The sequence below is a fragment of the Rhodococcus sp. P4_F5 genome (genome assembly GCF_056401315.1).
Genome location: NZ_JBFUJP010000045.1, coordinates 16,014 through 37,340, shown reverse-complemented (window position 1 = coordinate 37,340; position 21,327 = coordinate 16,014). Strand labels below are relative to the sequence as shown.

The following is a 21,327-nucleotide window of genomic DNA, read 5'->3' as shown; positions in this document are numbered from 1 at the left end:
GCGCCGCGCCACACACCGACCCCGCGACCGCGTCGACGGCCGAGGCCTCCACCAGCGCGACCGCCGACCCACCGAAGCCGCCGCCGGTCATCCGTGCGCCGTACGCGCCCGCCGCCACGGCCGCCTCCACCACGCAGTCGAGTTCCGCACACGAGACCTCGAAGTCGTCGCGCAGCGAGACGTGCGAGGCGGTCAGCACCGGCCCGAGCTCCCGGTACCGCCCGGATGCCATGAGCGAGAGCGTCTCCCGCACCCGCACGATCTCGGTGACCACGTGCCGGGCCCGCCGGGTGAGGGTGGGGTCCTTGAGCTCACGCATGTCCGTGCCCGCGTCCGCCGCCTCGCGCAGCGACGCGACCCCCAGCCGGGCCGCGGCCTCCTCCACCGACTTCCGGCGTTGCGCGTACTGCCCGTCGACCAGCTGGTGCGGGGCACGGGTGTCGATCACCAGCAGCGCCAGCCCCTCCCCCGCCAGGTCGAGCGGCACCGGCGTCGCGGAGCCGTCCGCCGAGTCCACCAGCAGGGCGTGACCGGCCCGGGCCCGCAACGCGACCGCCTGGTCCATGCCGCCGGTCGGTGCCAGCGCGATCTCGTTCTCGGCCCGCACACAGCACGCGGCCAGCGCGGTGCGGCCGGCGTCGTCGGTCGGCAGCCCGGACAGTTCGGCCAGTGCCAGGGCCAGGGCGCACTCGAGCGCCGCCGAACTCGACAGCCCGGCCCCCACCGGGACCGAGGACTCGACACACACGTCTGCGCCGCCGAAGTCGTTGCCGAGCAGTCCCTCCCGCCGCATCGCCCACACCACGCCGGCCAGGTACGACGCCCAACCCGACGGGCTCCCCGGTCCGATCTCCTCGACCCTGCCGTGCCACGGGGGCCCGCCGAGGCTCGACGCACACCGCAGCACCCCGTCGCCGCGCCGCCGCACCGCGACCACCGTGCGGTGCGGCAGCGCGACGGGCAACGACAGGCCGTCCGCGTAGTCCACGTGCTCGCCGATCAGGTTCACCCGGCCCGGCGCCGTCCACACGCCCTCCGGGTCGGCGCCGAACTCGCCACGGAAGCCGGCGGTGACGGCGGCGACCAGTGCCGTGTCCGAGACCGGGTCGACCCACACCGCGTCGCTCACGGCGCGACCTCCCGGAACCGCGCGGCGATCCGCTCGGGCGTGGTGTCGCTGATCCAGGCGCCCATCCCGGACTCCGAGCCCGCCAGGAACTTCATCCGGTGCGGCGAACGCATCAGCGAGAACACCTGCAGGTACAGCCTTCCCAGTTCCCGGCCATCGCCGGTGGGGGCCTGGTGCCAGCCGGCGATGTACGGCAGCTTCTCGACGCCGTCGAAGAACCGGTCCAGCCGGCCGAGGACGTCGAGGTAGAGCGGCGCGAGGTCGTCGAGTTCCGGGCCGGTCAGTTCGGTCAGGTCCGCGACGTCCCGGTGCGGCGCCACGTGCAGTTCCACCGGCCAGCGTGCGGCGGCGGGGACGTACGCGGTCCAGTGCGCGGTCTCGGCGACCACCCGGGTGCCGGCCCGGCGTTCGGCGTCGAGCACGTCACGAAGCAGCGACCGTCCGGTCCGCCGGAAGTGCCGGTCCGCCTGTCGCAGTTGGGCTTCCGCGCGCGGGGACAGCGCCGGGTAGGCGTACACCTGCCCGTGCGGGTGCTCGAGGGTGACGCCGATCTCGGCACCGCGGTTCTCGAAGCAGTACACCTGCGCGATGCCCGGCAGCGCGGACAGCTCCCGCGTCCGGTCGGCCAGCGCCGTCAGCACCGTCCGCACCCGGGAGGTCGGCAGCTGCGCGAAGGACCGGTCGTGGTCGCTGGTGAAGCACACCACCTCGCACCGGCCGGCGGCGGCGCGGTGCGGCCAGAGCGTTTCGCCGTCAACGCATTCCGTCGCAGGATCGGCCGCGGAGGTGGCCAGGGACGGGAAGCGGTTCTCGAACACCGCGACGTCGTACCCGTCGGCGGGGATCTCGGTGGCCGCGCGGCCCGGCTGCGTCGGGCACAGCGGACACGCGTCCGCCGCGGGAAGGAAGGTGCGGTCCATCCGGTGCGAGGCCAGCGTCACCCACTCGCCGGTGAGCACGTCGTAGCGCATGGTCGAGTCGACCGTGGTCGCCGGCAGCTCCCGGGTGTCGCGCAGCTGCCGGGTCGCGGCGCCGCTCGCGTAGGGCTCGGTGTCGTCGAAGTACAGCAACTCCCGACCGTCCGCCAGCGTGGTCGCCGTCCTTCTGACCGTCATCTGACCCAATGCTCCCCTCGTCACGAATGTTCCTCCGCCGCCCAGATTCTGCACTACGGGCCGGCAATCGGCGCCTACACTGGATGGGTTCGCCCCACCCACGAGACTCATCGATCGAGGTGCAGGATGCGTTCGAGCCGAAAGCTTCGCAGAACCGGACTGGTCGCGGTCGCGTGTGCCTCGGTGGTGCTCGCCGGTTGCAGCGACGACCAGGAGCAGAGTGCCCAGACGGAGCAGAGCCAGGGCGGCGTGTTCTACGGCCCCGCGCAGGATGTCGGGAACGGCACCGCCCGGGCGTTCGTCACCCTCGACGCGGACGGCAACCCGACCGATGTCGGGATGCGCATATCGGAGTCTGCGCTCGACGGCCTTCCGGAGAACATGGACACGCCCTCCGACGTCTATCAACTCGATCTGCCCGAGCAGGCCTCTGCGACGGCCTTCGAGTACGCCACCCTCGACTGGAACCCCCACGGTCACATTCCCCCCGGGGTCTTCGACAAGCCGCACTTCGACACACACTTCTACATGGTCGACAAGAACGCGGTGGACGCGGTCGATCCCGCGAACCCCGACTACGCGGCGATGGCCGAGCACGTCCCCGAGGGAAAGTACGTTCCGCAGGACTACGCGACCCCGCCCGAACCACCGCTCGCCCAGCAGGCAGAGCCGAAGATGGGCGTCCACTGGGCCGACTCCACCGAACCCATGATTCCGGGCGAGTTCGACTTCACCGAGGTCTTCATCAACGGGACCTGGGACGGCAAGTACTCCTTCATGGAACCGATGATGACCCGTGAGTGGCTGCTGACGAAGCCGCAGCTCCAGGAGCCGATCAAGCAGCCGCAGGCGTATCAGCAGAGCGGCTACTACCCCACCACCGTCAGCGTCAGTTACGACGACGAGGCCGACGAGTACGTCGTCGGACTGGGCGACATGGTGATGCGTCAGGCGTCATAGCCGCAGGCGCGGATGCCGCCCGCCGGGTTACAGGCCGAGGTCGCCGAGTCCGAGCAGGGACCGGTACTCGAGGCCCTCCGCCGCGATGACGGCGTCCGCACCGGTCGCGCGGTCCACCACGGTGGCCACGCCGACGACGGTGGCGCCGGCGTCGCGCAGCGCCTTCACCGCGGTGAGCGGCGAGTTGCCGGTGGTGGTGGTGTCCTCGACGACGAGCACCCGCTTGCCGACGATGTCCGGGCCCTCGATCTGCCGCTGCATGCCGTGCGCCTTGGCGGCCTTGCGCACCACGAACGCGTCGATCGGGCGGCCGGGCGCGTGCATGACGGCCATCGCCACCGGGTCCGCACCCATGGTGAGGCCGCCCACGGCGTCGAAGTCCCAGTCCGCGACCAGCTCGCGCAGCAGCGCGCCGATCAGCGGTCCGGCACGATGGTGCAGCGTCGCGCGGCGCAGGTCGACGTAGTAGTCGGCCTCCTTGCCGGACGACAACGTCACCTTGCCGTGCACCACAGCCAGCTCGCGTACCAGCCCGGCGAGCTCCGCCTTCTCCGTCATCGACCGCTCCTTCTCGCATGCCACTGTCGGCATCGAGCGTAGTCGGGGTGTCGGCGGCCCCGGGCGTGCGGCCCCGTCGGCGCTTCGCGGCCCGTGGCGGATGCGGCTAGCTGTTGGCCGGCGCTGCCGTCGGTGCGGCCACGGGCAGCTCTGCGGCGGTGGCCTCGAACAGCGGCACCGGACGACCGCCGAAGGCCCGCGCCACCGGACCTGCCGGCAGCCCGCGCACCAACGTGTTCAGGGCGGTGGCGGTGCCGTTGTAGACGCGGGCCGCCCCGACCAGTCGCTGCTCGGTGTTGCGCACCTCGAGGGCCGGTCGCTGCACCGACCAGTCGTTCTTGACCGCCGGGTCCTCCGCGACCTCGAGCAGCACCCGGTGCAGCGCGACCGACAGCGCGTTCTCGGAGCCGGCCTGCTCGCCGAGCGTCAACTGCTGCTCACGGAAACCCAGCGCCAGCGACCGCGCCCCGGCCAGCGGCGCCAGCGCCGCGGACGGCGCGTCGGCCCGGCGGGCCGCGACCACGAGTGCGTCGACGAGTTCGTAGCGGCGGTTCAGTTCGACCTCGAGCAGGCGGCGACTGGCCGACAGGCTCGCCTGGATCCGTCGCAGTCGCCGCACGACGGCCACCGCCCAGGCACACACGACAACAGCAACAACAACAGCCACTACCGCCACAAGAGTCACGCGATGGAATCTACCCACTCCGGGGCAATCCGCGCATTCTGGCTACGTTCGGCCCCGGCCCCGGCCGAAGGTGTTCGCCAGCCTGCGGGCCAGCGACGGCGGGACCAGCCGCGAGGCCGTGGTCAACACCTTGTACTGCGCGCCCGGAATGCTCACCACCTTGCCCTTGCCCAGATCGGCGAGGCTGGTCGTGACCACCTGGTCCACCGACAGCCACATTGCGTTCGGGATCGATCCCATCTCGATGCCCGCGCGCTGGTGGAACTCGGTGCGCACGAAGCCGGGACACAGGGCCTGCACGCGGACCCCAGTGCCGTGCAGTCCGCCCGCCAGGCCCTCCGTGAACGAGACGACGTATGCCTTGCTGGCCGAGTAGGTCGAGCCGCGGCCGCGCAGGAGGCCGGCGACGCTCGCCACGTTGACCACCGCACCGGACTTCGCCGCGATCATCGCGGGCAGCGCCGCCCGGGTCAGTGTCATCACCGCGGTGACGTTGACGTCGAGCTGCGCCTGCAACAGTGCGGGGTCCGCGGTCCAGAACTCGCCGGAGGTGCCGAAGCCGGCGTTGTTCACCAGCACGTCGACCCCGGGCCGCAACCGGTCGGCCACCAGTGCGCGGCCGCTCTCGGTGGCCAGGTCCGCCGGCAGCACCTCGGAGGCGGCCCCGTACGCGGACTTCAACTCGGCGGCGAGCTCGGTGAGCGCGTCGCCGTTCCGCGCGACGAGCACCAGGTCGTGTCCGGAGGCGGCGAGCTGCCGGGCGAACCCGGCGCCGATGCCGGAGGTCGGCCCGGTGACCAGGGCGACGGGACGACTGGACGGGCGGTGGGCACTGTCACCTGGGAGCGTCATGCGCCCAGGCTAGCGATCAGATCAGTTGCGCGGGGCGCTGTCCGAGCGATCGCCGTGCGGGCGGGGCCGTCCCGGATCGTGGCTGGTGTCCGCGGGAATCCCGGCCGGCTCGGACACCGGCGGCAGCACGTGCAGGAGACCGGAGAGCCGGGCGACGGCGTCGATCGCCGCGTCCCAGTCGCGGCCGGTGCTGCTGGTGGGCAGGGTGCCGAGGGTCCAGGCGCCCTCGCTCCACAGCATCTGCACCTGCGGCGGCACGGACTCGGTGAAGTGCACCATCCGCTGGTCGCACACGCGGCGGGCGATCTCGAGATCGGTCGCGAAGACCACCCGCGGACCGATCGCGCCCAGCAGGTTCATGTCGGAGTCCTTGGGCGGCGGCGTGGACTTGAGCCGCAGGTCCACGTCGACGTCGGAGCCGACCGCGCGGTGTACCGCGACCACCGTCGCGGTCTCCTCGAGGTCGAACAACACGAAGCTCTCACCGCGCCGGGTGCCGTGCACCACGTCGATGGCGCCCAGGTACTCCTGCTTGGCCATCGCGGCACGGTGCCACTTCGAGGGCAACTGCGGGTCGGCCTCGTTGTACGCGTAGCCCTGGGCCTTTGCCCAGATCTGCCGCACCTTGCCGAACTGTTCACGTCGGCTGCGATCGACATAGAGAAGCGCGAGCGCGCCCGCGAGCGCGATCGCAGAGAGAGCGAACCAGATAAGCGTCATCGCCAGTCACCTTATCGATCGTCAGGCCACTGCGGGCCACTCGGCTCGATGCCGCGCCGAATTCTCAGTTTCCGAAGTGTCCGAACTCCGGCAGAGCGGTGCTGACGATCACCTTGGCCGCCACCGTGCCGTCGGCCGCCTTGTCGCCCTGCACCACCACCATCTCACCCGGCGCGAGGTCGCCGACCTTCGATGCGGTCAGCGAGATCACCCTGGTGTCGGCGCTGGTGGTGACGGTGACCTTGGAGCCACCGATGCCGTCCAGGATCAGCGTGGAGCCGTCGTTCGAGTCGACGGTCCCCACCGCCGCGCCCGCGGCCCCGATCACCTCGCCGAGGCCACCGGGAATCTGGGACAGGTCCGGCGGGGTGGTCTGCGGTGCGGGCGGGGTGGTGGTCCGCGGCGTCGTCGAGGGCCGCGGCACGGTCGTGGTGACCTTCGGGCCGGCCGCCGTCGACCCCGAGTCGGGACCGCCGGACGTCAGCAGCATGACGCCGAACCCCACGACGGCGACGAGCAACAGCCCCGCGATCACCAGCGCCGCGGCGAGTACCCCCTTGTTGGGCCCCTTCTTCCCGCCGTCGGGCTGCCCGTCGTCGGGCGGCAACGGGGGCTGATCGGCAGGCGGCGGGGTGCCGTAGGCCGGGTATGCCTGAGTGGGGTTCGACGGCGGCGCGTACCCCTGGTTCGGGTCGTAACCGGGGTTCTGCCCCTGGTATGTCGGGTACGCCTGAGTGGCGTTGGGCGGCGGCGCGTACCCCTGGTTCGGGTCGTAGCCCGGGTTCTGCCCCTGGTACGTCGGGTACGCCTGAGTGGCGTTGGGCGGCGGCGCGTACCCCTGGTTCGGGTCGTAGCCCGGGTTCTGCCCCTGGTACGTCGGGTACGCCTGGGTGGGGTTCGGGACCGGCCCGTAGGCCTGGGTGGGGTCGCCGGTGTACGAGGGCTGCGGGGCGGGGAACTGTTCGGTCCGCTGGTCCGGCGCCGGCCCGGCGGCATCGCCGACCCCCGGCCCGCGCGACCACTGCACCGTCTCGGCGGGCTCGGCGGTGCCGTGCTCGCGCGCCTGCGCAGCACTGTCGTCGCGCCCATTGCTGTCTTCACGCCCATTGCTGTCTTCACGCCCATTGCGCGGATCGTCCGGGTTGCTCATGTCTCAGCCCTGCTCTTTCGACGGGTACGGTCCCGACCCTGCAGGATAGGACGGAAACCTGAGACCCGCCTGAACAGGGGCCGCGACGACGCGCTAGAGCATGGACTCCCAGGTGATCGGCCGGGCCAGCGCGGCGGGAAACTTCTTGACCAGGAAAGCGGTCCACTCCGAGACGTGGCTGCGCATCGCCAACTCCGCTGCGGTGGGGTCGCCGGCGGCGATCCCCTCGAAGACCGCAATGTCGGCCTCGAGCACCTTGGCCCGCGCCAGCTCCGGGTAGTCCACCCCGAGCGAGGCGCCGGCGAAGACGCCGTCCAGCGCGTCGATGAGATATCCGAACAGCGCGTTGCCCGACGCCCACGCGATGACGTTGTGGAATTGACCGTTCGCCGCCAGGAACCGCGCCAGGTCGTCGACACTGCCGCGCATGTCGTTGAGCGATACTTCGAGCTGGACGAGTTGATCGGCGGTGATCCGCTCGGCCGCCAACCGTGCCATCAACGGCTCGAGCCCGATCCGCGCCTCGACGATGGTGGCGAACTGGGCGCCCTCGAACTGGAGCAGCAGACCCAGGCTGTTCATCAGGTGCGAGGCCTCCGGCTTCTCGACGGTGGGGCCGCCGCCCGGTCCGGGCTTCAACGAGATCGCACCCGAGAGCTCGAGGAAGCGCAGGGACTCGCGGAGGGTGCCGCGGCCGACGTTGTACTCCTCGAGCATCACCTTCTCGGGGGGCAGTCGATCCCCCGGAACGAGACCCCTGTCCGAGATGTCCGCGATTATCCGCCGCGCGACGATCATCGCGGTTTTCTGCGGCCGATCGAACTTGTCCACCATTTGAACCCCCCTGAAGCTGACCCGGCTACCTACTCGGCGGTAAGGACCATACCGCCGAAAATCATTGGCCCCGGCATGATCTGCGCGTATGGCGCCACCCGCCACCGATTGTGATAGGTGTCACTTATGCGCATCTCAATTATTCATTGCATTCAATCCAATGATGGCGATAATTTGCAGGACGGTCGACGACCGCAATTCCACCCGCGCTGCGGCGCCCACCGGAGCCGCGGCCGTCAACCCCTCAGCCTCGGCTGATGCCGTTGGCCGACCCAGTCGGCCCGCAGACTCGTCCGGTCGGGGCTTCGCCCCTCACGAGCCCGGCCGGACCCGCCGAGCCCGCCGCGGCGCGGCCCGCGGCTCAATCCCCCCTGGGCCCGCGGACGCGCCTGCCGGGCTCGGGCACAGATGCGCCCTCCCCGCTGCCTCGGGCAGCGGGGAGGGCGCATCGTTTTGTGCGGGGCTCAGCCCAGCGTCAGGCCGTCACCGTCCGCCGTGACGTTCACCGGCACGACGTCGCCGTCCTTGATCTCGCCGGCCAGCAGCAGCTTCGCCAACTGGTCGCCGATCGACTGCTGCACCAGCCGGCGCAGCGGTCGCGCACCGTACTGCGGGTCGTAGCCGCGCTTGGCCAGCCACGCCTTCGCCGGCTGCGAGACCTCCAGCGTGAGCCGCCGGGCGGCGAGCCGCCTGGCCAGCTGGCCGAGCTGGATGTCGACGATGGACTCGAGCTGCTCCTCCGAGAGCGGGTCGAAGATCACCACGTCGTCGAGCCGGTTGATGAACTCCGGCTTGAACGCGTGCCGCACCGCATCCATCACCTGCTCCTTGGTGCCACCGGCACCGAGGTTGGACGTCAGGATCAGGATGGTGTTGCGGAAGTCCACCGTCCGGCCCTGGCCGTCCGTCAGGCGTCCCTCGTCGAGGACCGCCAGCAGGATGTCGAACACGTCGGGGTGCGCCTTCTCCACCTCGTCGAAGAGCACCACCGTGTACGGACGCCTGCGCACCGCCTCGGTCAGCTGACCGCCGGCCTCGTAGCCGACGTAGCCGGGCGGGGCACCGACGAGCCGTGCCACCGAGTGCTTCTCGCCGTACTCGGACATGTCGATCCGGACCATCGCGCGTTCGTCGTCGAACAGGAAGTCCGCCAACGCCTTTGCGAGCTCGGTCTTGCCCACGCCGGTCGGTCCGAGGAACAGGAACGAGCCGGTCGGCCGGTTCGGGTCCGCGACTCCGGCCCGGGCCCGGCGCACCGCGTCGGAGACTGCCTGCACCGCGTCGGCCTGCCCGACGACCCGCTTGCCGAGCTCGGACTCCATCCGCAGCAGCTTGGCGGTCTCGCCCTCCATCATCCGGCCGGCCGGGATGCCGGTCCACGCCGCCACCACGTCCGCGACGTCGTCGGGTCCGACCTCCTCCTTGAGCATGACGTCGCCGTCGCTGGCGCCTCCCGACGCCTCGACCGCCGCCTCGAGCCGCTTCTCCAGCTCGGGGATCCGGCCGTAGCGCAGCTCCGCGGCCTTGCCCAGGTCGCCGTCGCGCTCGGCCCGGTCCGACTCGCGGCGCAGCGTCTCGAGCTGCTCCTTGACCTCGCGGACCGAGTCGATGGCCTGCTTCTCGTTCTGCCACCGGGTGCTCAGCTGCCCCAGCTTCTCGCGGGCGTCCGCGAGCTCCTGCCGCAGCTTGGCGAGCCGCGCCTTCGACGCCTCGTCGGTCTCCTTGGCCAGCGCCATCTCCTCGATCTCCAGCCGGCGCACGATCCGCTCGATCTCGTCGATCTCGACGGGCCGCGAGTCGATCTCCATCCGCAGCCGCGACGCGGCCTCGTCGACCAGGTCGATGGCCTTGTCCGGCAGGAACCGGGAGGTGATGTAGCGGTCCGAAAGGGTCGCCGCCGCAACGAGAGCGGAGTCGGTGATGCGCACGCCGTGGTGCACCTCGTAGCGCTCCTTGAGTCCGCGCAGGATGCCGACGGTGTCCTCCACCGACGGCTCCCCGACCAGCACCTGCTGGAACCGGCGTTCGAGCGCCGCGTCCTTCTCGATGTACTTGCGGTACTCCTCGAGGGTGGTCGCACCGACCATGCGCAGCTCGCCGCGGGCCAGCATCGGCTTGATCATGTTGCCGGCGTCCATCGCGGACTCACCGGTGGCACCGGCACCGACGATGGTGTGCAGCTCGTCGATGAACGTGATGACCTGTCCGGCCGAGTTCTTGATGTCGTCGAGGACGGCCTTGAGCCGCTCCTCGAACTCGCCGCGATACTTCGCCCCCGCGACCATCGAACCGAGGTCGAGGGAGATGACGGTCTTGCCGCGCAACGACTCCGGGACGTCACCCGCCACGATCCGCTGGGCCAGGCCCTCCACGATCGCGGTCTTGCCGACGCCCGGCTCGCCGATCAGCACCGGGTTGTTCTTGGTGCGGCGGCTGAGCACCTGGACCACCCGCCGGATCTCGGTGTCGCGCCCGATCACCGGGTCGAGCTTGCCGGAGCGGGCGGCTTCGGTGAGGTCGGTGCTGTACTTCTCCAGCGCCTGGTACGAGCCCTCGGGATCCGGACTGGTGACCCGGGCACTGCCACGCACCGCGGTGAACGCGTCACGCAGCGTCTGCGCCGTAGCGCCGTGTCCGACAAGCAGTTTCGCGACGTCGGAGTCGCCGTCGGCGAGCCCCACCATGAGGTGTTCGGTGGACACGTACTCGTCGTCGAGCTCGGTCGCCAGGCGCTGGGCGGCGGTCAGCGCAGCGAGCGCCTCACGGCCCAGCTGCGGGGTGGCGGTCGCACCGGTCGCCTTGGGCAGTCGGTCGACCATGGTCTGTGCCTCGCGGTGCACCACCGCGGGGTCGACGCCGACCGCCTTGAGCAGCGGTGCGGCAATGCCGTCGGTCTGGTCGAGCAGGGCCACCAACAGGTGCGCCGGACGGATGTCCGGGTTCCCGGCGGCGGACGCGGACTGCAAGGCCGCAGTCAAGGCCGCCTGAGTCTTGGTGGTCGGAGAAAACGAGTCCATGGTCACCCCTAACGGAAGACGTATGTCGTCGCCGTCGAGCCTAGGTGTGGCCGGTCGGCGCTGTCACATGTCCCAACACACAAAGAGTTGAGTCTGTTCCGCTCAAGTCTGAAAACTTTTCGACCGTCGGCAAATCCTAGGCAAACTACCCGGTCACAGGCCCGCGCCCACCCGGTACGCCTCGAGCCGCGCGGTCAGCTCCTCCGGGTGGGCCAGCCCGGGCAGGTGCCCGCCGTCCATCTCGTCGGGCACGATCCCGAGGCGCTCGCGCACCACGCGGCGCTGAAATCCGGCAGGAAAGAAGCGGTCCTGCCGGCACAGCAGGAACCGGGTCGGCACGTCCGGCCAGGCGGGCATCGGAAGTTGCTGCTCGAACGGGGTGTCGGACTGCCCGCGCGCGCCGTCCACCAGCACCGTCTCCAGCAGCTCCGGCGGCAGGTCGTGCAGAAACGTTGTCACCGGATCGAATTCGGCGTCGGGGTCGCGTCCCTCGCGTTCGTCGAGCGCGCGACGCGCCGCCTCCTGGCCGGTGTTCGCCCACCACTCGCCGGGCGACTCCCCCGCCGTCGGGACCATCGCCGCCACGAGGACGGCCAGAGCGACCGGCACACGCTCGCAGACCAGCGGCACGGTGAACCCCGCCATCGACTGGGCCACCAGGATCGGCCCGGCGCGGTCGCCGATCGCATCGACCACCACGGCGGTGTACTCGGCGAGCCCGGCGGAGTCGTCGTCGACCGGCAGGTCCGGCGTCAGCACCTCGTGACCGCGCTCGCGCAGCCGCGGCGCGACGAACTGCCAGTAGGACGAGTCGGACCCGGCGCCGTGCAGCAGGACATAGGTGGCCATGGTGGCCAATTCTGCGCCGGGCGACTGCTCCTCGGCCAGCGAACGCCGACGTGACACGCCCATGGTTGATGCGTTGGGGTCCGCGACAGCCCGGATCAGAGATAGCGCCGGCACCGCCCGCGCTTCCACGCCCCGGCCGAGGTCCAAGTCCGACGCGAGATCGGCCCAGACGGAGCGCGCTGCGTCGGGCCACCGGAGACCGTCGCGCACGATCTCCGCCAACCTCCTCTACCCCCAAACCGCGCCGGCCGCACCGCCAGACTCCCCAAAAATCGGACATATTCATGATGATCAATATCACACTTCCTCTGCGGATGGTTTCAGGTTTGAATTACTCGCCACCCCGACCGGGGTGACGCCGATCTGCGCTGCGCGCAACAGAAAGGGATCTTCATGACCTCGTCGGACACCGTGCCCCTCGCCCTCATCGACCTCGCAGGCAAGGCCTTCGCGGCAATCGCGGGTCTGGCTGCCAGCTGACCGCTAGCTAGCGCGCGCTTTCAATCAGGGGCATCCAGGAGGAGTTGAAAGTGCGCGGCGGGGGTCAAGCGTCGGTGAGGTCCCCCGCCTCCGCGCCCGCCTGCACGAGTCCCGCCTTCACCACAACGCGCCGTGCGGACAGGGCTCGCCGAAGCCCTCTGTGACGCCCGCACAGAGCGGCGCTGACGGGCATCTCGAAACACCGGAACGGAACCAACTTTCGATACGCTCCGGTGCCTCAGCCTGGACCCCACACCGGGGTCGGCGCCCCCGAGCGGCTCTCGGAGCTGCGGCCGACCGCCCAAAGGCTGCTGTTCCCCGTCGGCGACCGGTTGACGTGTCCGACGCACGGCTACCGAGGGTATCCGTGACGCGGACCCATCCGGCCGCCCCGCGGCGCCGAACACCCGGTATGGACCGTCCCTCGAAGTCACACCCAGACCCCCTCGCACCGCCACGCACCGTCGCCGTCATCGGCAGCGGCGTCGCCGGACTCACCGCCGCGTACGTGCTGGCCCGACGCGACCGGGTGACGCTCTACGAGGCCGACGAGCGACTCGGCGGGCACGCGCACACCCACGACCTCGAACTCGACAGCGGGACGCGGGTGTCGGTGGACACCGGGTTCATCGTGCACAACGACCGCACCTACCCCACCCTGCTGCGACTGTTCGACGAACTGGGCGTGGCCACCCAGGACACCGACATGTCGATGTCCGTCCGATCGGACGCGAACGGCCTCGAGTTCGCGGGCGCGAAGGGCCTGACGGGGCTGTTCCCCACGCCGCGCACGCTCACCCGCCCGCGGTACCTGCGCATGCTCGGCGAGGTGGTCCGGTTCCACCGCGCCGCCCGGACCCTGCTGGACACCACGGCATGCGGTCCAGACGAACCGCTCGCCACGTTCCTGGCCCGACATCGGTTCTCGGACTACTTCACCCGGCACTTCGTCACCCCGCTCGTCGCAGCCGTGTGGTCGTGCGCCCCGTCGACCGCGGGCCGCTACCCGGCGCGGTACCTGTTCACCTTCCTCGACCACCACGGGATGCTGACCGTGTTCGGGTCACCCACCTGGCGCACCGTCACCGGCGGCTCTGCCCGCTACGTCGACAAGGTGGCGGCGACACTGGACGAGGTGCTCGTCGGCACCCCGGTGCACAGCCTCCAACGGGTCGAGGACGGGGTGTGCGTCATCGCCCGGAACAGCGATGTCCGCTGGTACGACGCCGCGGTGATCGCGGTGCACCCCGGTCAGGCCCTGCGGTTGCTGGCCGATCCCACCCCGCTCGAACGCGCCCTGCTCGGGGCGATGCCGTACTCCACCAACCGTGCCCTGCTGCACACCGACACCTCCGTCCTGCCGCACGCCGAGCGCGCCCGCGCGTCCTGGAACTACCTGGTACCGCAGCACACCCGTGGCCCGGAGTCGGTGGTGGTCACCTACGACATGACCCGGCTGATGCAGATCTCCGACGTCACCGACCGGCGTTTCCTCGTCACCCTCGGCGGCGAGGGCCTCGTCGACCCGGCATCGGTCCTGGCCGAGATGACCTACGAGCATCCGATCTACACGCCGGAATCCGTTGCCGCGCAGTCCCGCCTGCCCGAACTCGACAGTGACACGGTGACCTTCGCGGGGGCGTACCACGGGTGGGGGTTCCACGAGGACGGCGCCCGTTCGGGGGCGCTGGCCGCGTGCCGGCTCGGGGTGGACTGGGACAGCGCGCCCGCTCGCACCGCGACGGTGCAGTGACATGTCCCCGCCCATGATGTCCCCGCTCACGATGTCCCCGCCTGCGATCTATCCCACCCGTATCCGGCACGTCCGCGCCGCGCCGGTCCGGCACTCGTTCGAGTACCGGAGCTACAGCTGGTTCGTCGACCTCGACGAGCTGCCCAGACTGCCCGGGTGGTTGCGGCCGTTCGCCCGGTTCGAGGCGAGCGACCACTTCACGGCGGAAGGGGGTGCCGGCTACGACGCGGCAACCCTCCGCGGACGGCTCGACGGCCACCTCGCCGAGCACGGTATCGACCTGCGCGGCGGCCGTGTCACGGCTCTGCTCAACGCGCGGGTGCTCGGTCACGTCTTCAACCCGTTGAGCCTGTTCTGGTGCCACGACCGAGCCGGCGCCCTGCGGTGTGTGGTCGCCGAGGTCCACAACACCTACGGCGGGCGGCACTGTTACCTGCTCATCCCGGACGGCTCCGGCCGCGCCGAGACCGACAAGGCGTTCTTCGTCTCGCCCTTCAACAAGGTCGACGGTCGATACACGCTGCGGGTCCCGGAACCGGGCCGCGACCTTGCGGTGTCGGTCACCCTGCACCGCGACGGGCAACCGCCGTTCACCGCGACGATGCACGGGCACGGCCGCCGTGCCACCGCGGCCGCGGTGGCACGGATGCAGTTCTCTGCGCCGATGGCCCCGCTCATGGTGGCGGCGCGTATCCGCGTGCAGGGTATAGCCCTGTGGCTACGCGGGCTGCCCCTCGTCCCTCGCCCGAACCGTTCCCCGCTACGTCACCAGGAGGCCGGCAGATGACTACCTCTGGCACCGAGAACGCCGTCCGCGCCCTCGACATCGACGCCAGCCGCTGGCCCGGCATTGCCCAGGTCCGGACCGACACCCGTGCGCGGGTCGCGGGCGCGGTGGCCGACCGACTGTTCCGCCGCGCCGCCTCGAGACTGGACGTGCGGGTGGAGTACCCGGACGGCACCGTCGTCGGATCCGACGAGACAGGACGGATCCTGCCCCGCATGATCATCCACCGGCCCGAGGAGTTCGCCCGGCGGCTCGGCACCGGCGGCCTGGTCGGCTTCGGCGAGTCCTACATGGCCGGCGACTGGGCCTCCCCCGAGCCCGCGGCCGTGCTCACCCCCTTTGCGGCGCAGGCCGCGACCCTGATACCCCGCCCGCTGCAGTGGCTGCGCCCGCTGGTTACGGCGAAACACCCTGCCGCCGAACGTAACACCCCGGAGAACTCGCGCTCGAACATCTCCCGGCACTACGACCTGTCCAACGAGCTGTTCGAACTGTTCCTCGACCGCACCATGTCCTACTCGAGCGCCCTGTTCGACGAGCTGCCGGCGCAGTGGGCAGACCTGGCCGCCGCACAGCACCGCAAGATCGACCGCCTGCTCGACGCGGCCCGGGTCGGACCGGGCACCCGCGTGCTCGAAATCGGTACCGGCTGGGGCGAGTTGAGCCTGCGTGCCGCGGCGCGGGGCGCCCAGGTCCGCTCGGTCACGCTCTCCCGCGAGCAACAGCTGCTGGCCCGCAGGCGGGTGGCGGACACGGGGCTGTCCGACTCCGTGCAGATCGACCTGCTCGACTATCGCGCGGTGACCGGCGACTACGACGCGATCGTGTCGGTGGAGATGATCGAGGCCGTCGGTTTCGACTACTGGCCCATCTACTTCCGGACGCTCGACCGGCTGCTGATTCCGGGCGGCCGGGTGGCACTGCAGGCGATCACCATGCCGCACGATCGGATGTTGGCCTCCCGCAACACCTACACCTGGGTGCACAAATACATATTCCCCGGCGGCCTGCTGCCCTCCGCGGAGGCCATCGACGCCGTGACCCGCCGGGAGACGTCGCTGCGGGTCGTCGACCGGTTCGCGATGGGGGCACACTACGCGGAGACCCTGCGGCTGTGGCGTGAGCGCTTCGCCGCCCGCGCCGCGGAGGTCACCGAACTCGGCTTCGACGACGTCTTCCGCCGCATGTGGGAGTTCTACCTGGCGTACTCCGAGGCCGGCTTCCGCGGCGGGTACCTCGACGTCCAGCAGTTCGTGTTCGACAAGGAGCCGGACCGGTGACCGCGTGGGCGCAGTTCGGGACGATCACCGTGGTGAGCGCGCTGCTGATCGCCGCCCTGCAGGCCGTCACGTTCGCCGTCGGACACCGGATCGGCCGGTACAACGTGGTGGACGTGTCCTGGGGGCTGGGCTTCGTGCTGGTCGCCGCGGTGTCCGCCGCCCTCGGCGACGGCGATCCCGGTCGCCGCGTCCTGCTGCTCGCACTGGTCACGGCGTGGGGTCTGCGGTTGAGCTGGCACATGCACCGCAAGTCCGCGGGGCGCGGCGAGGACCCACGGTACCTGGAGTTGCTCGACCGCGCCGGCGGCGCCTCCCTCGGCACGGTCGCCCGCAGGGTCTTCGCGCCCCAGGGTGCGGCCCAGTGGTTCGTCTCGCTGCCCGTCCAACTGTCGGCGGTTCTCGGACCCACGCACGGGACGGGGCGCGTCGTCCTGGCGGTCGGGGTGGCCGTCTGGGCGGTGGGCGCGACCTTCGAGGCGGTGGGCGACCGGCAACTTCGACTGTTCAAGGCGGACCAGGCAAACCGGGGCCGGGTCATGGACTCTGGGCTGTGGGCGTGGACCCGCCACCCGAACTACTTCGGCGATGCCTGCGTGTGGTGGGGGCTCTGGCTCGTCTGCGCGAGCGTCTGGCCCGGCGCGGTGACGGTGGCGTCCCCGCTGGCGATGACGTACTTCCTGGTCTACGCGACCGGCGCACGACTGCTCGAGCAGTCGATGTCGCAGCGGCCCGGCTACCGCGAGTACCAGGCGCGCACCGGATACTTTCTGCCGCGCCCGCCCCGGGGGCGATCGGCGTGAAATCGCCTGCACTGAAAGGGGCGCGTTCCCGGACTGGGTGACGCTGCCGCCGACCGGCGCGGCCGGAACCAGCGTTCCGGTCACCGTGTCCGCGGACTCGCCCTCCCGAACCACAGAGACCGAGTCCGCTCCCTTCGTATCCCCGGGCAGCCAACTGTGGCCGGTCTCGCACCCCCTAGCCTGAGTAGAACGTCGCGAACAACGCGCACGACGTGGTACGAGATAGGTGCCACTACTACCACCCCGTGGCTCAGATGAGATGCGAACACAGAACGCGTCTGGCCATGATCGGAGCAATGAACAGAACATGAGCGTGGACCAACCAACCATCATCTACACGCTGACCGATGAGGCACCGATGCTCGCCACGCATGCCTTCCTGCCAGTGATCGAGACATTCGCCGAGGCAGCCGGCATCAACGTCGAGACCCGCGACATCTCCGTCGCCTCCCGCATCCTCGCCGAGTTCGGTGACTACCTGACCGAAGCGCAACGAGTACCGGACACCCTGGCCGAACTGGGCCGGCTCACGCAGCTGCCCGACACGAACATCATCAAGCTGCCGAACATCAGCGCCTCGGTCCCGCAGCTGCTCGCGGCCATCAAGGAGCTCCAGGCGCAGGGCTACGGCATCCCGGACTACCCCGAGAACCCGAAGTCGGACGAGGAAACCGCGATCAAGGACCGGTACACCACGTGCCTGGGCAGCGCGGTGAACCCCGTCCTTCGCGAGGGAAACTCGGACCGCCGCGCACCCAGGGCGGTCAAGGAGTACGCCCGCACTCATCCGCACAGCATGGGCGAGTGGTCGATGGCATCGCGCACGCACGTCGCCCACATGCGGCACGGCGACTTCTACAACGGCGAGAAGTCGATGACTGTCGACGGCGATCGCGAGGTCAAGATGGAGCTGCTGACCACCAGCGGCGAGACCATCGTCCTCAAGCCGAAGGTGTCCCTCTCCGACGGCGACGTCATCGACAGCATGTTCATGAGCAAGAAGGCGCTCATCGAGTTCTACGAGGAGCAGATGGAGGACGCCCGCAAGACGGGCATGATGTTCTCCCTGCACGTCAAGGCCACGATGATGCGGGTGTCGCACCCGATCGTCTTCGGGCACGCCGTGAAGGTCTTCTACAAGGATGCGTTCGCCAAGCACGGCGAGCTGTTCGACGAGCTGGGCGTGAACGTCAACAACGGACTCTCCGACCTCTACGCGAAGATCGAGTCGCTCCCCGCATCCAAGCGCGAGGAGATCATCGACGATCTGCACAGGTGCCACGAGAACCGGCCCGAGCTGGCGATGGTGGACTCGGCGCGCGGCATCTCGAACTTCCACTCCCCCAGCGACGTCATCGTCGACGCGTCCATGCCCGCGATGATCCGCGCCGGCGGCAAGATGTACGGCGCCGACGGTCGGCAGAAGGACACCAAGGCGGTGAGCCCCGAGTCGACGTTCTTCCGGATCTACCAGGAGATGATCAACTTCTGCAAGACCAACGGCGCGTTCGACCCCACCACCATGGGCACCGTGCCGAACGTCGGCCTGATGGCACAGAAGGCGGAGGAGTACGGCTCGCACGACAAGACGTTCGAGGTCCCCGAAGCCGGCGTCGCGAACATCACCGATCTCGCCACCGGAGAGGTTCTGCTCACCCAGAACGTCGAGGAGGGCGACATCTGGCGCCTGTGCATCGTCAAGGACGAGCCCATCCGGGACTGGGTGAAGCTCGCCGTCACCCGCGCCCGCAACTCCGGCATGCCTGTCGTGTTCTGGCTCGATCCGTACCGGCCGCACGAAAACGAGCTGATCACGAAGGTGAAGCGGTACCTGGCCGATCACGACACCGAGGGCCTCGACATCCAGATCATGTCGCAGGTGCGCGCGATCAGGTACACGATGGAGCGGCTCATCCGTGGACTCGACACCATCTCGGCCACCGGCAACATCCTGCGCGACTACCTCACCGACCTGTTCCCGATCCTGGAACTGGGCACGAGCGCGAAGATGCTCTCCGTCGTGCCGCTGATGGCCGGCGGCGGACTGTACGAGACCGGTGCGGGCGGTTCCGCCCCCAAGCACGTCAAGCAGCTGCTGGAAGAGAACCACCTGMGCTGGGACTCGCTCGGCGAGTACCTCGCACTTGCCGTCAGCCTCGAGGACCTCGGCATCAAGACCGGCAACAAGAAGGCGACCGTCCTGGCCAAGACCCTCGACGCCGCGACCGGCAAGTTGCTCGAGAACGACAAGGGCCCGTCCCGTACCACCGGTGAGCTGGACAACCGCGGCAGCCAGTTCTACCTGGCCATGTACTGGGCCGAGGAGCTCGCCGCGCAGACCGAGGACGAGGAGCTGCGTGCGCACTTCGTTCCGCTCGCGGCAGCGCTCACGAAGAACCGGGACGCGATCGTCGGTGAGCTCAACGACGTGCAGGGCAGCCCGGTCGACATCGGCGGCTACTACGCGCCCGACGCCGACCTGACCGCCGCGGTCATGCGCCCGAGCACGACCTTCAACGACACCTTGGCGGCCACACGCGGCTGAGCCGTACGTGCCGACGAGAAAGGCCCACACCCCTTCCAGGCGGTTGTGGGCCTTGCTCGTCGGTACGGGTCGGGCGCGGAGCTTCTACACCGAGCGCGCGGCACCCGCCCAGTAGTGCGCCCGCAGCGCCTTCTTGTCCAGCTTGCCGATCGGGGTCAGCGGCAGGGTGTCGACGAAGTCCACGGTCTTCGGCGCGTGCACGGCACCCTTGGCGTCCTTGACCATCGCGTACAGGTCCGCGGCCTCCACGGTCTGCCCGGCGCGCAGCACCACGCACGCCTTGACCGCCTCGCCCCACTTCTCGTCGGGCACCCCGACCACCGCGACCGACGCGACCGCCGGGTGCGCGGAGATGACGTCCTCGATCTCCCGAGGGAAGACGTTGAACCCGCCGGTGACGATCATGTCCTTCTTGCGGTCGACGATGAACAGGAAGCCGTCCTTGTCCGCCCGGGCGATGTCGCCCGTGTGCAGCCAGCCGCCGCGCAGCGCCTCCGCCGTCTCCTCCGGCTTGTTCCAGTACTCCTTCATCACCAGCGGGCCGCGCACGCAGATCTCGCCGAGCTCGCCGCGGGGAACCTCGTTCAGGTCGTCGTCGAGGAGCTTGACGTTGAGCCACGGCACCGGACGCCCGCACGACGCGAGCCGCTCCAGGTCCTTCGGGTCGTGCTCCTCCTTGCGCAGCACCGAAATCGTCATGCCGCACTCGGACTGGCCGAAGTACTGGAAGAAGATCGGGCCGAGCTTGTCGATGCCCTCCGCCAGTCGCGTCGGCGACATCGCGGCGGCGCCGTAGAACAGCGTCTCGAGGCTCGACACGTCGCGGGTGGCGAGGTCGGGATGGTCGAGCAGCATGTAGATCATCGTCGGCACCAGCATGGTGGAGGTGATCTTGTACTTCTCGATCGCCTCGAGCACCGCTCCCGGCTCGAATGCCGGGAGCACCACCAGGGATCCGCCGCGCAGCAGGGTCGGCACGAAGAACGCCATGCCGGCATGCGAGAGCGGGGTGCAGGCGAGGAAGCGCATCTCGTCGGGGAACTGCCACTCCGCCATCTGGATCTGCGGCAGCGTCACTCCGGAGGCGAAGGTGTTGACGACGCCCTTGGGCTTGCCGGTGGTGCCGCCGGTGTAGACCATGCTCGACGGGTCGCCGCCGTCGACGTCCGCGGCGACCAGGCGGGTCGGCTCGAAAGTCGCCGCCAGGGCGAGGATGTCGATGCCGACCTCGGACGGGCCGAGGGAGAAGAAGTTCTTCAGCGTCGGGACGGCGGCCTTGAGTTCGGCGGCCCGGCCCTCGAACGAGGTCGGATCGAAGATCAGCGTCTCGATCTCGGCGTCCCCGAGAATGTAGGCGTGGTCGTCGATCGAGCCCATCGGCGCGAGGGCGGTGTTGCGGCAGCCGAGGATCATCTGCGAGCCGACGCTGATGAGCACCTCGGGACGGTTCTTCGAGAGCATCGCGACGGTGGAACCCTTGCCGATGCCCTGTCCGGCGAGGGCCTGGCAGAAGCTGCTGATCTGGTCCCGCATCTGGCCGCCGGTGAGCACGACGTCGCCGAGGTAGAGCGCGGGCCGGTCGGTGTTCCGCTCGAGCGCGGTGATCAGCAGGTCCGCCAGGAACTGCGGGCGGTGCAGGTCGGCGTGCTCGTCGGTGGTCATGTACTTCTCCGCTCTGACTGTGGATACGGCCGCCAGGTGGTGGGCGGCGGCCCACGGGTGCATGGTGTTTTTTCACACCCTAGTTCCAGAACTGACACATGTTCTAGTGTTTCTTTTGATTGCGCAGCGCGGCGCGGCGCACGACTACGCT

17 protein-coding genes are annotated in these 21,327 nt (G+C 69.8%); 6 read left to right on the top strand and 11 right to left on the bottom strand.

The window, feature by feature from the left end; genetic code table 11:
- Positions 1-1,129: galactokinase (galK, locus tag AC1DU4_RS17640; protein WP_477841954.1), on the bottom strand; the 1,129-nt coding region annotated here is incomplete at its 3' end.
- Complete coding sequence (gene galT, locus AC1DU4_RS17635; RefSeq protein ID WP_477841952.1) at positions 1,126-2,244, bottom strand: galactose-1-phosphate uridylyltransferase; 1,119 nt, start codon at positions 2,242-2,244, stop codon at positions 1,126-1,128. The genes galK and galT, both read right to left, overlap by 4 nt.
- Before the next feature lie 126 nt (positions 2,245-2,370).
- Between galT and AC1DU4_RS17630 the strand changes: the two genes are divergently transcribed.
- Positions 2,371-3,204, top strand: a complete 834-nt coding sequence (locus tag AC1DU4_RS17630; RefSeq protein ID WP_477841950.1) for a DUF5602 domain-containing protein — start codon at positions 2,371-2,373, stop codon at positions 3,202-3,204.
- A 27-nt stretch (positions 3,205-3,231) separates the two neighbouring features.
- Here AC1DU4_RS17630 and pyrE read toward each other — a convergent pair whose 3' ends face one another.
- The 8 genes from pyrE to AC1DU4_RS17590 form a co-directional block, all read right to left on the bottom strand.
- A complete protein-coding gene (pyrE, locus tag AC1DU4_RS17625) occupies positions 3,232-3,762 on the bottom strand; it encodes an orotate phosphoribosyltransferase (protein WP_477841948.1) in 531 nt (176 codons plus the stop codon).
- 106 nt (positions 3,763-3,868) lie between these two features.
- On the bottom strand, positions 3,869-4,447 hold the full coding sequence (locus AC1DU4_RS17620; RefSeq protein WP_477841946.1) for a LemA family protein: 579 nt from the start codon (positions 4,445-4,447) through the stop codon (positions 3,869-3,871).
- Positions 4,448-4,489: 42 nt separating this feature from the next.
- A complete protein-coding gene (locus AC1DU4_RS17615; protein WP_477841944.1) occupies positions 4,490-5,299 on the bottom strand; it encodes an SDR family NAD(P)-dependent oxidoreductase in 810 nt (269 codons plus the stop codon).
- Between the two features lie 21 nt (positions 5,300-5,320).
- Entirely contained in the window at positions 5,321-6,019 is a 699-nt protein-coding gene (locus AC1DU4_RS17610; RefSeq protein ID WP_072847457.1) for a type III secretion system chaperone family protein, read from the bottom strand.
- Positions 6,020-6,083: 64 nt separating this feature from the next.
- Positions 6,084-7,169: a DUF5666 domain-containing protein gene (locus AC1DU4_RS17605; RefSeq protein WP_477841941.1), complete on the bottom strand. Its 1,086-nt coding sequence runs from the start codon at positions 7,167-7,169 to the stop codon at positions 6,084-6,086.
- Positions 7,170-7,262: 93 nt separating this feature from the next.
- Positions 7,263-8,003, bottom strand: coding sequence for a FadR/GntR family transcriptional regulator (locus AC1DU4_RS17600; protein WP_477841940.1), 741 nt, complete (start codon positions 8,001-8,003; stop codon positions 7,263-7,265).
- A gap of 464 nt (positions 8,004-8,467) precedes the next feature.
- The gene (gene clpB / locus AC1DU4_RS17595) at positions 8,468-11,020 is read right to left on the bottom strand and encodes an ATP-dependent chaperone ClpB (protein ID WP_477841938.1); all 2,553 of its coding nucleotides are present in this window, start codon (positions 11,018-11,020) and stop codon (positions 8,468-8,470) included.
- A 153-nt stretch (positions 11,021-11,173) separates the two neighbouring features.
- Positions 11,174-12,079: an alpha/beta fold hydrolase gene (locus AC1DU4_RS17590; protein ID WP_477841936.1), complete on the bottom strand. Its 906-nt coding sequence runs from the start codon at positions 12,077-12,079 to the stop codon at positions 11,174-11,176.
- A gap of 682 nt (positions 12,080-12,761) precedes the next feature.
- On the opposite strand from AC1DU4_RS17590, the gene AC1DU4_RS17585 reads away from it, so the two are divergent.
- The 5 genes from AC1DU4_RS17585 (at position 12,762) to AC1DU4_RS17565 (ending at position 19,514) form a co-directional block, all read left to right on the top strand.
- On the top strand, positions 12,762-14,102 hold the full coding sequence (locus AC1DU4_RS17585; RefSeq protein WP_477841934.1) for an NAD(P)/FAD-dependent oxidoreductase: 1,341 nt from the start codon (positions 12,762-12,764) through the stop codon (positions 14,100-14,102).
- Between the two features lie 31 nt (positions 14,103-14,133).
- Positions 14,134-14,889, top strand: a complete 756-nt coding sequence (locus tag AC1DU4_RS17580) for a DUF1365 domain-containing protein (RefSeq protein WP_477841956.1) — start codon at positions 14,134-14,136, stop codon at positions 14,887-14,889.
- Complete coding sequence (locus AC1DU4_RS17575) at positions 14,886-16,169, top strand: class I SAM-dependent methyltransferase (RefSeq protein ID WP_477841932.1); 1,284 nt, start codon at positions 14,886-14,888, stop codon at positions 16,167-16,169. Before AC1DU4_RS17580 ends, AC1DU4_RS17575 begins: the two co-directional genes overlap by 4 nt.
- Entirely contained in the window at positions 16,166-16,969 is an 804-nt protein-coding gene (locus AC1DU4_RS17570; RefSeq protein WP_477841930.1) for a DUF1295 domain-containing protein, read from the top strand. The genes AC1DU4_RS17575 and AC1DU4_RS17570 overlap by 4 nt, the downstream gene beginning before the upstream one ends.
- Before the next feature lie 307 nt (positions 16,970-17,276).
- On the top strand, positions 17,277-19,514 hold the full coding sequence (locus tag AC1DU4_RS17565) for an NADP-dependent isocitrate dehydrogenase (protein WP_477841928.1): 2,238 nt from the start codon (positions 17,277-17,279) through the stop codon (positions 19,512-19,514).
- Positions 19,515-19,598: 84 nt separating this feature from the next.
- Here AC1DU4_RS17565 and AC1DU4_RS17560 read toward each other — a convergent pair whose 3' ends face one another.
- Positions 19,599-21,176 (bottom strand): AMP-binding protein, encoded by a 1,578-nt coding sequence (locus AC1DU4_RS17560; RefSeq protein WP_477841927.1) that lies wholly within the window; start codon positions 21,174-21,176, stop codon positions 19,599-19,601.
- Positions 21,177-21,327: the final 151 nt, after the last annotated feature.

Excerpts from the sequence above, each read along its gene's own strand:
- galT (WP_477841952.1), bottom strand. The coding sequence starts at position 2,244 with ATGACGGTCAGAAGGACGGCGACCACGCTGGCGGACGGTCGGGAGTTG.
- AC1DU4_RS17630 (WP_477841950.1), top strand. The coding sequence starts at position 2,371 with ATGCGTTCGAGCCGAAAGCTTCGCAGAACCGGACTGGTCGCGGTCGCG.
- pyrE (WP_477841948.1), bottom strand. The coding sequence starts at position 3,762 with ATGACGGAGAAGGCGGAGCTCGCCGGGCTGGTACGCGAGCTGGCTGTG.
- AC1DU4_RS17615 (WP_477841944.1), bottom strand. The coding sequence starts at position 5,299 with ATGACGCTCCCAGGTGACAGTGCCCACCGCCCGTCCAGTCGTCCCGTC.
- AC1DU4_RS17610 (WP_072847457.1), bottom strand. The coding sequence starts at position 6,019 with ATGACGCTTATCTGGTTCGCTCTCTCTGCGATCGCGCTCGCGGGCGCG.
- AC1DU4_RS17605 (WP_477841941.1), bottom strand. The coding sequence starts at position 7,169 with ATGAGCAACCCGGACGATCCGCGCAATGGGCGTGAAGACAGCAATGGG.
- AC1DU4_RS17600 (WP_477841940.1), bottom strand. The coding sequence starts at position 8,003 with ATGGTGGACAAGTTCGATCGGCCGCAGAAAACCGCGATGATCGTCGCG.
- clpB (WP_477841938.1), bottom strand. The coding sequence starts at position 11,020 with ATGGACTCGTTTTCTCCGACCACCAAGACTCAGGCGGCCTTGACTGCG.
- AC1DU4_RS17585 (WP_477841934.1), top strand. The coding sequence starts at position 12,762 with ATGGACCGTCCCTCGAAGTCACACCCAGACCCCCTCGCACCGCCACGC.
- AC1DU4_RS17580 (WP_477841956.1), top strand. The coding sequence starts at position 14,134 with ATGTCCCCGCCTGCGATCTATCCCACCCGTATCCGGCACGTCCGCGCC.
- AC1DU4_RS17575 (WP_477841932.1), top strand. The coding sequence starts at position 14,886 with ATGACTACCTCTGGCACCGAGAACGCCGTCCGCGCCCTCGACATCGAC.
- AC1DU4_RS17560 (WP_477841927.1), bottom strand. The coding sequence starts at position 21,176 with ATGACCACCGACGAGCACGCCGACCTGCACCGCCCGCAGTTCCTGGCG.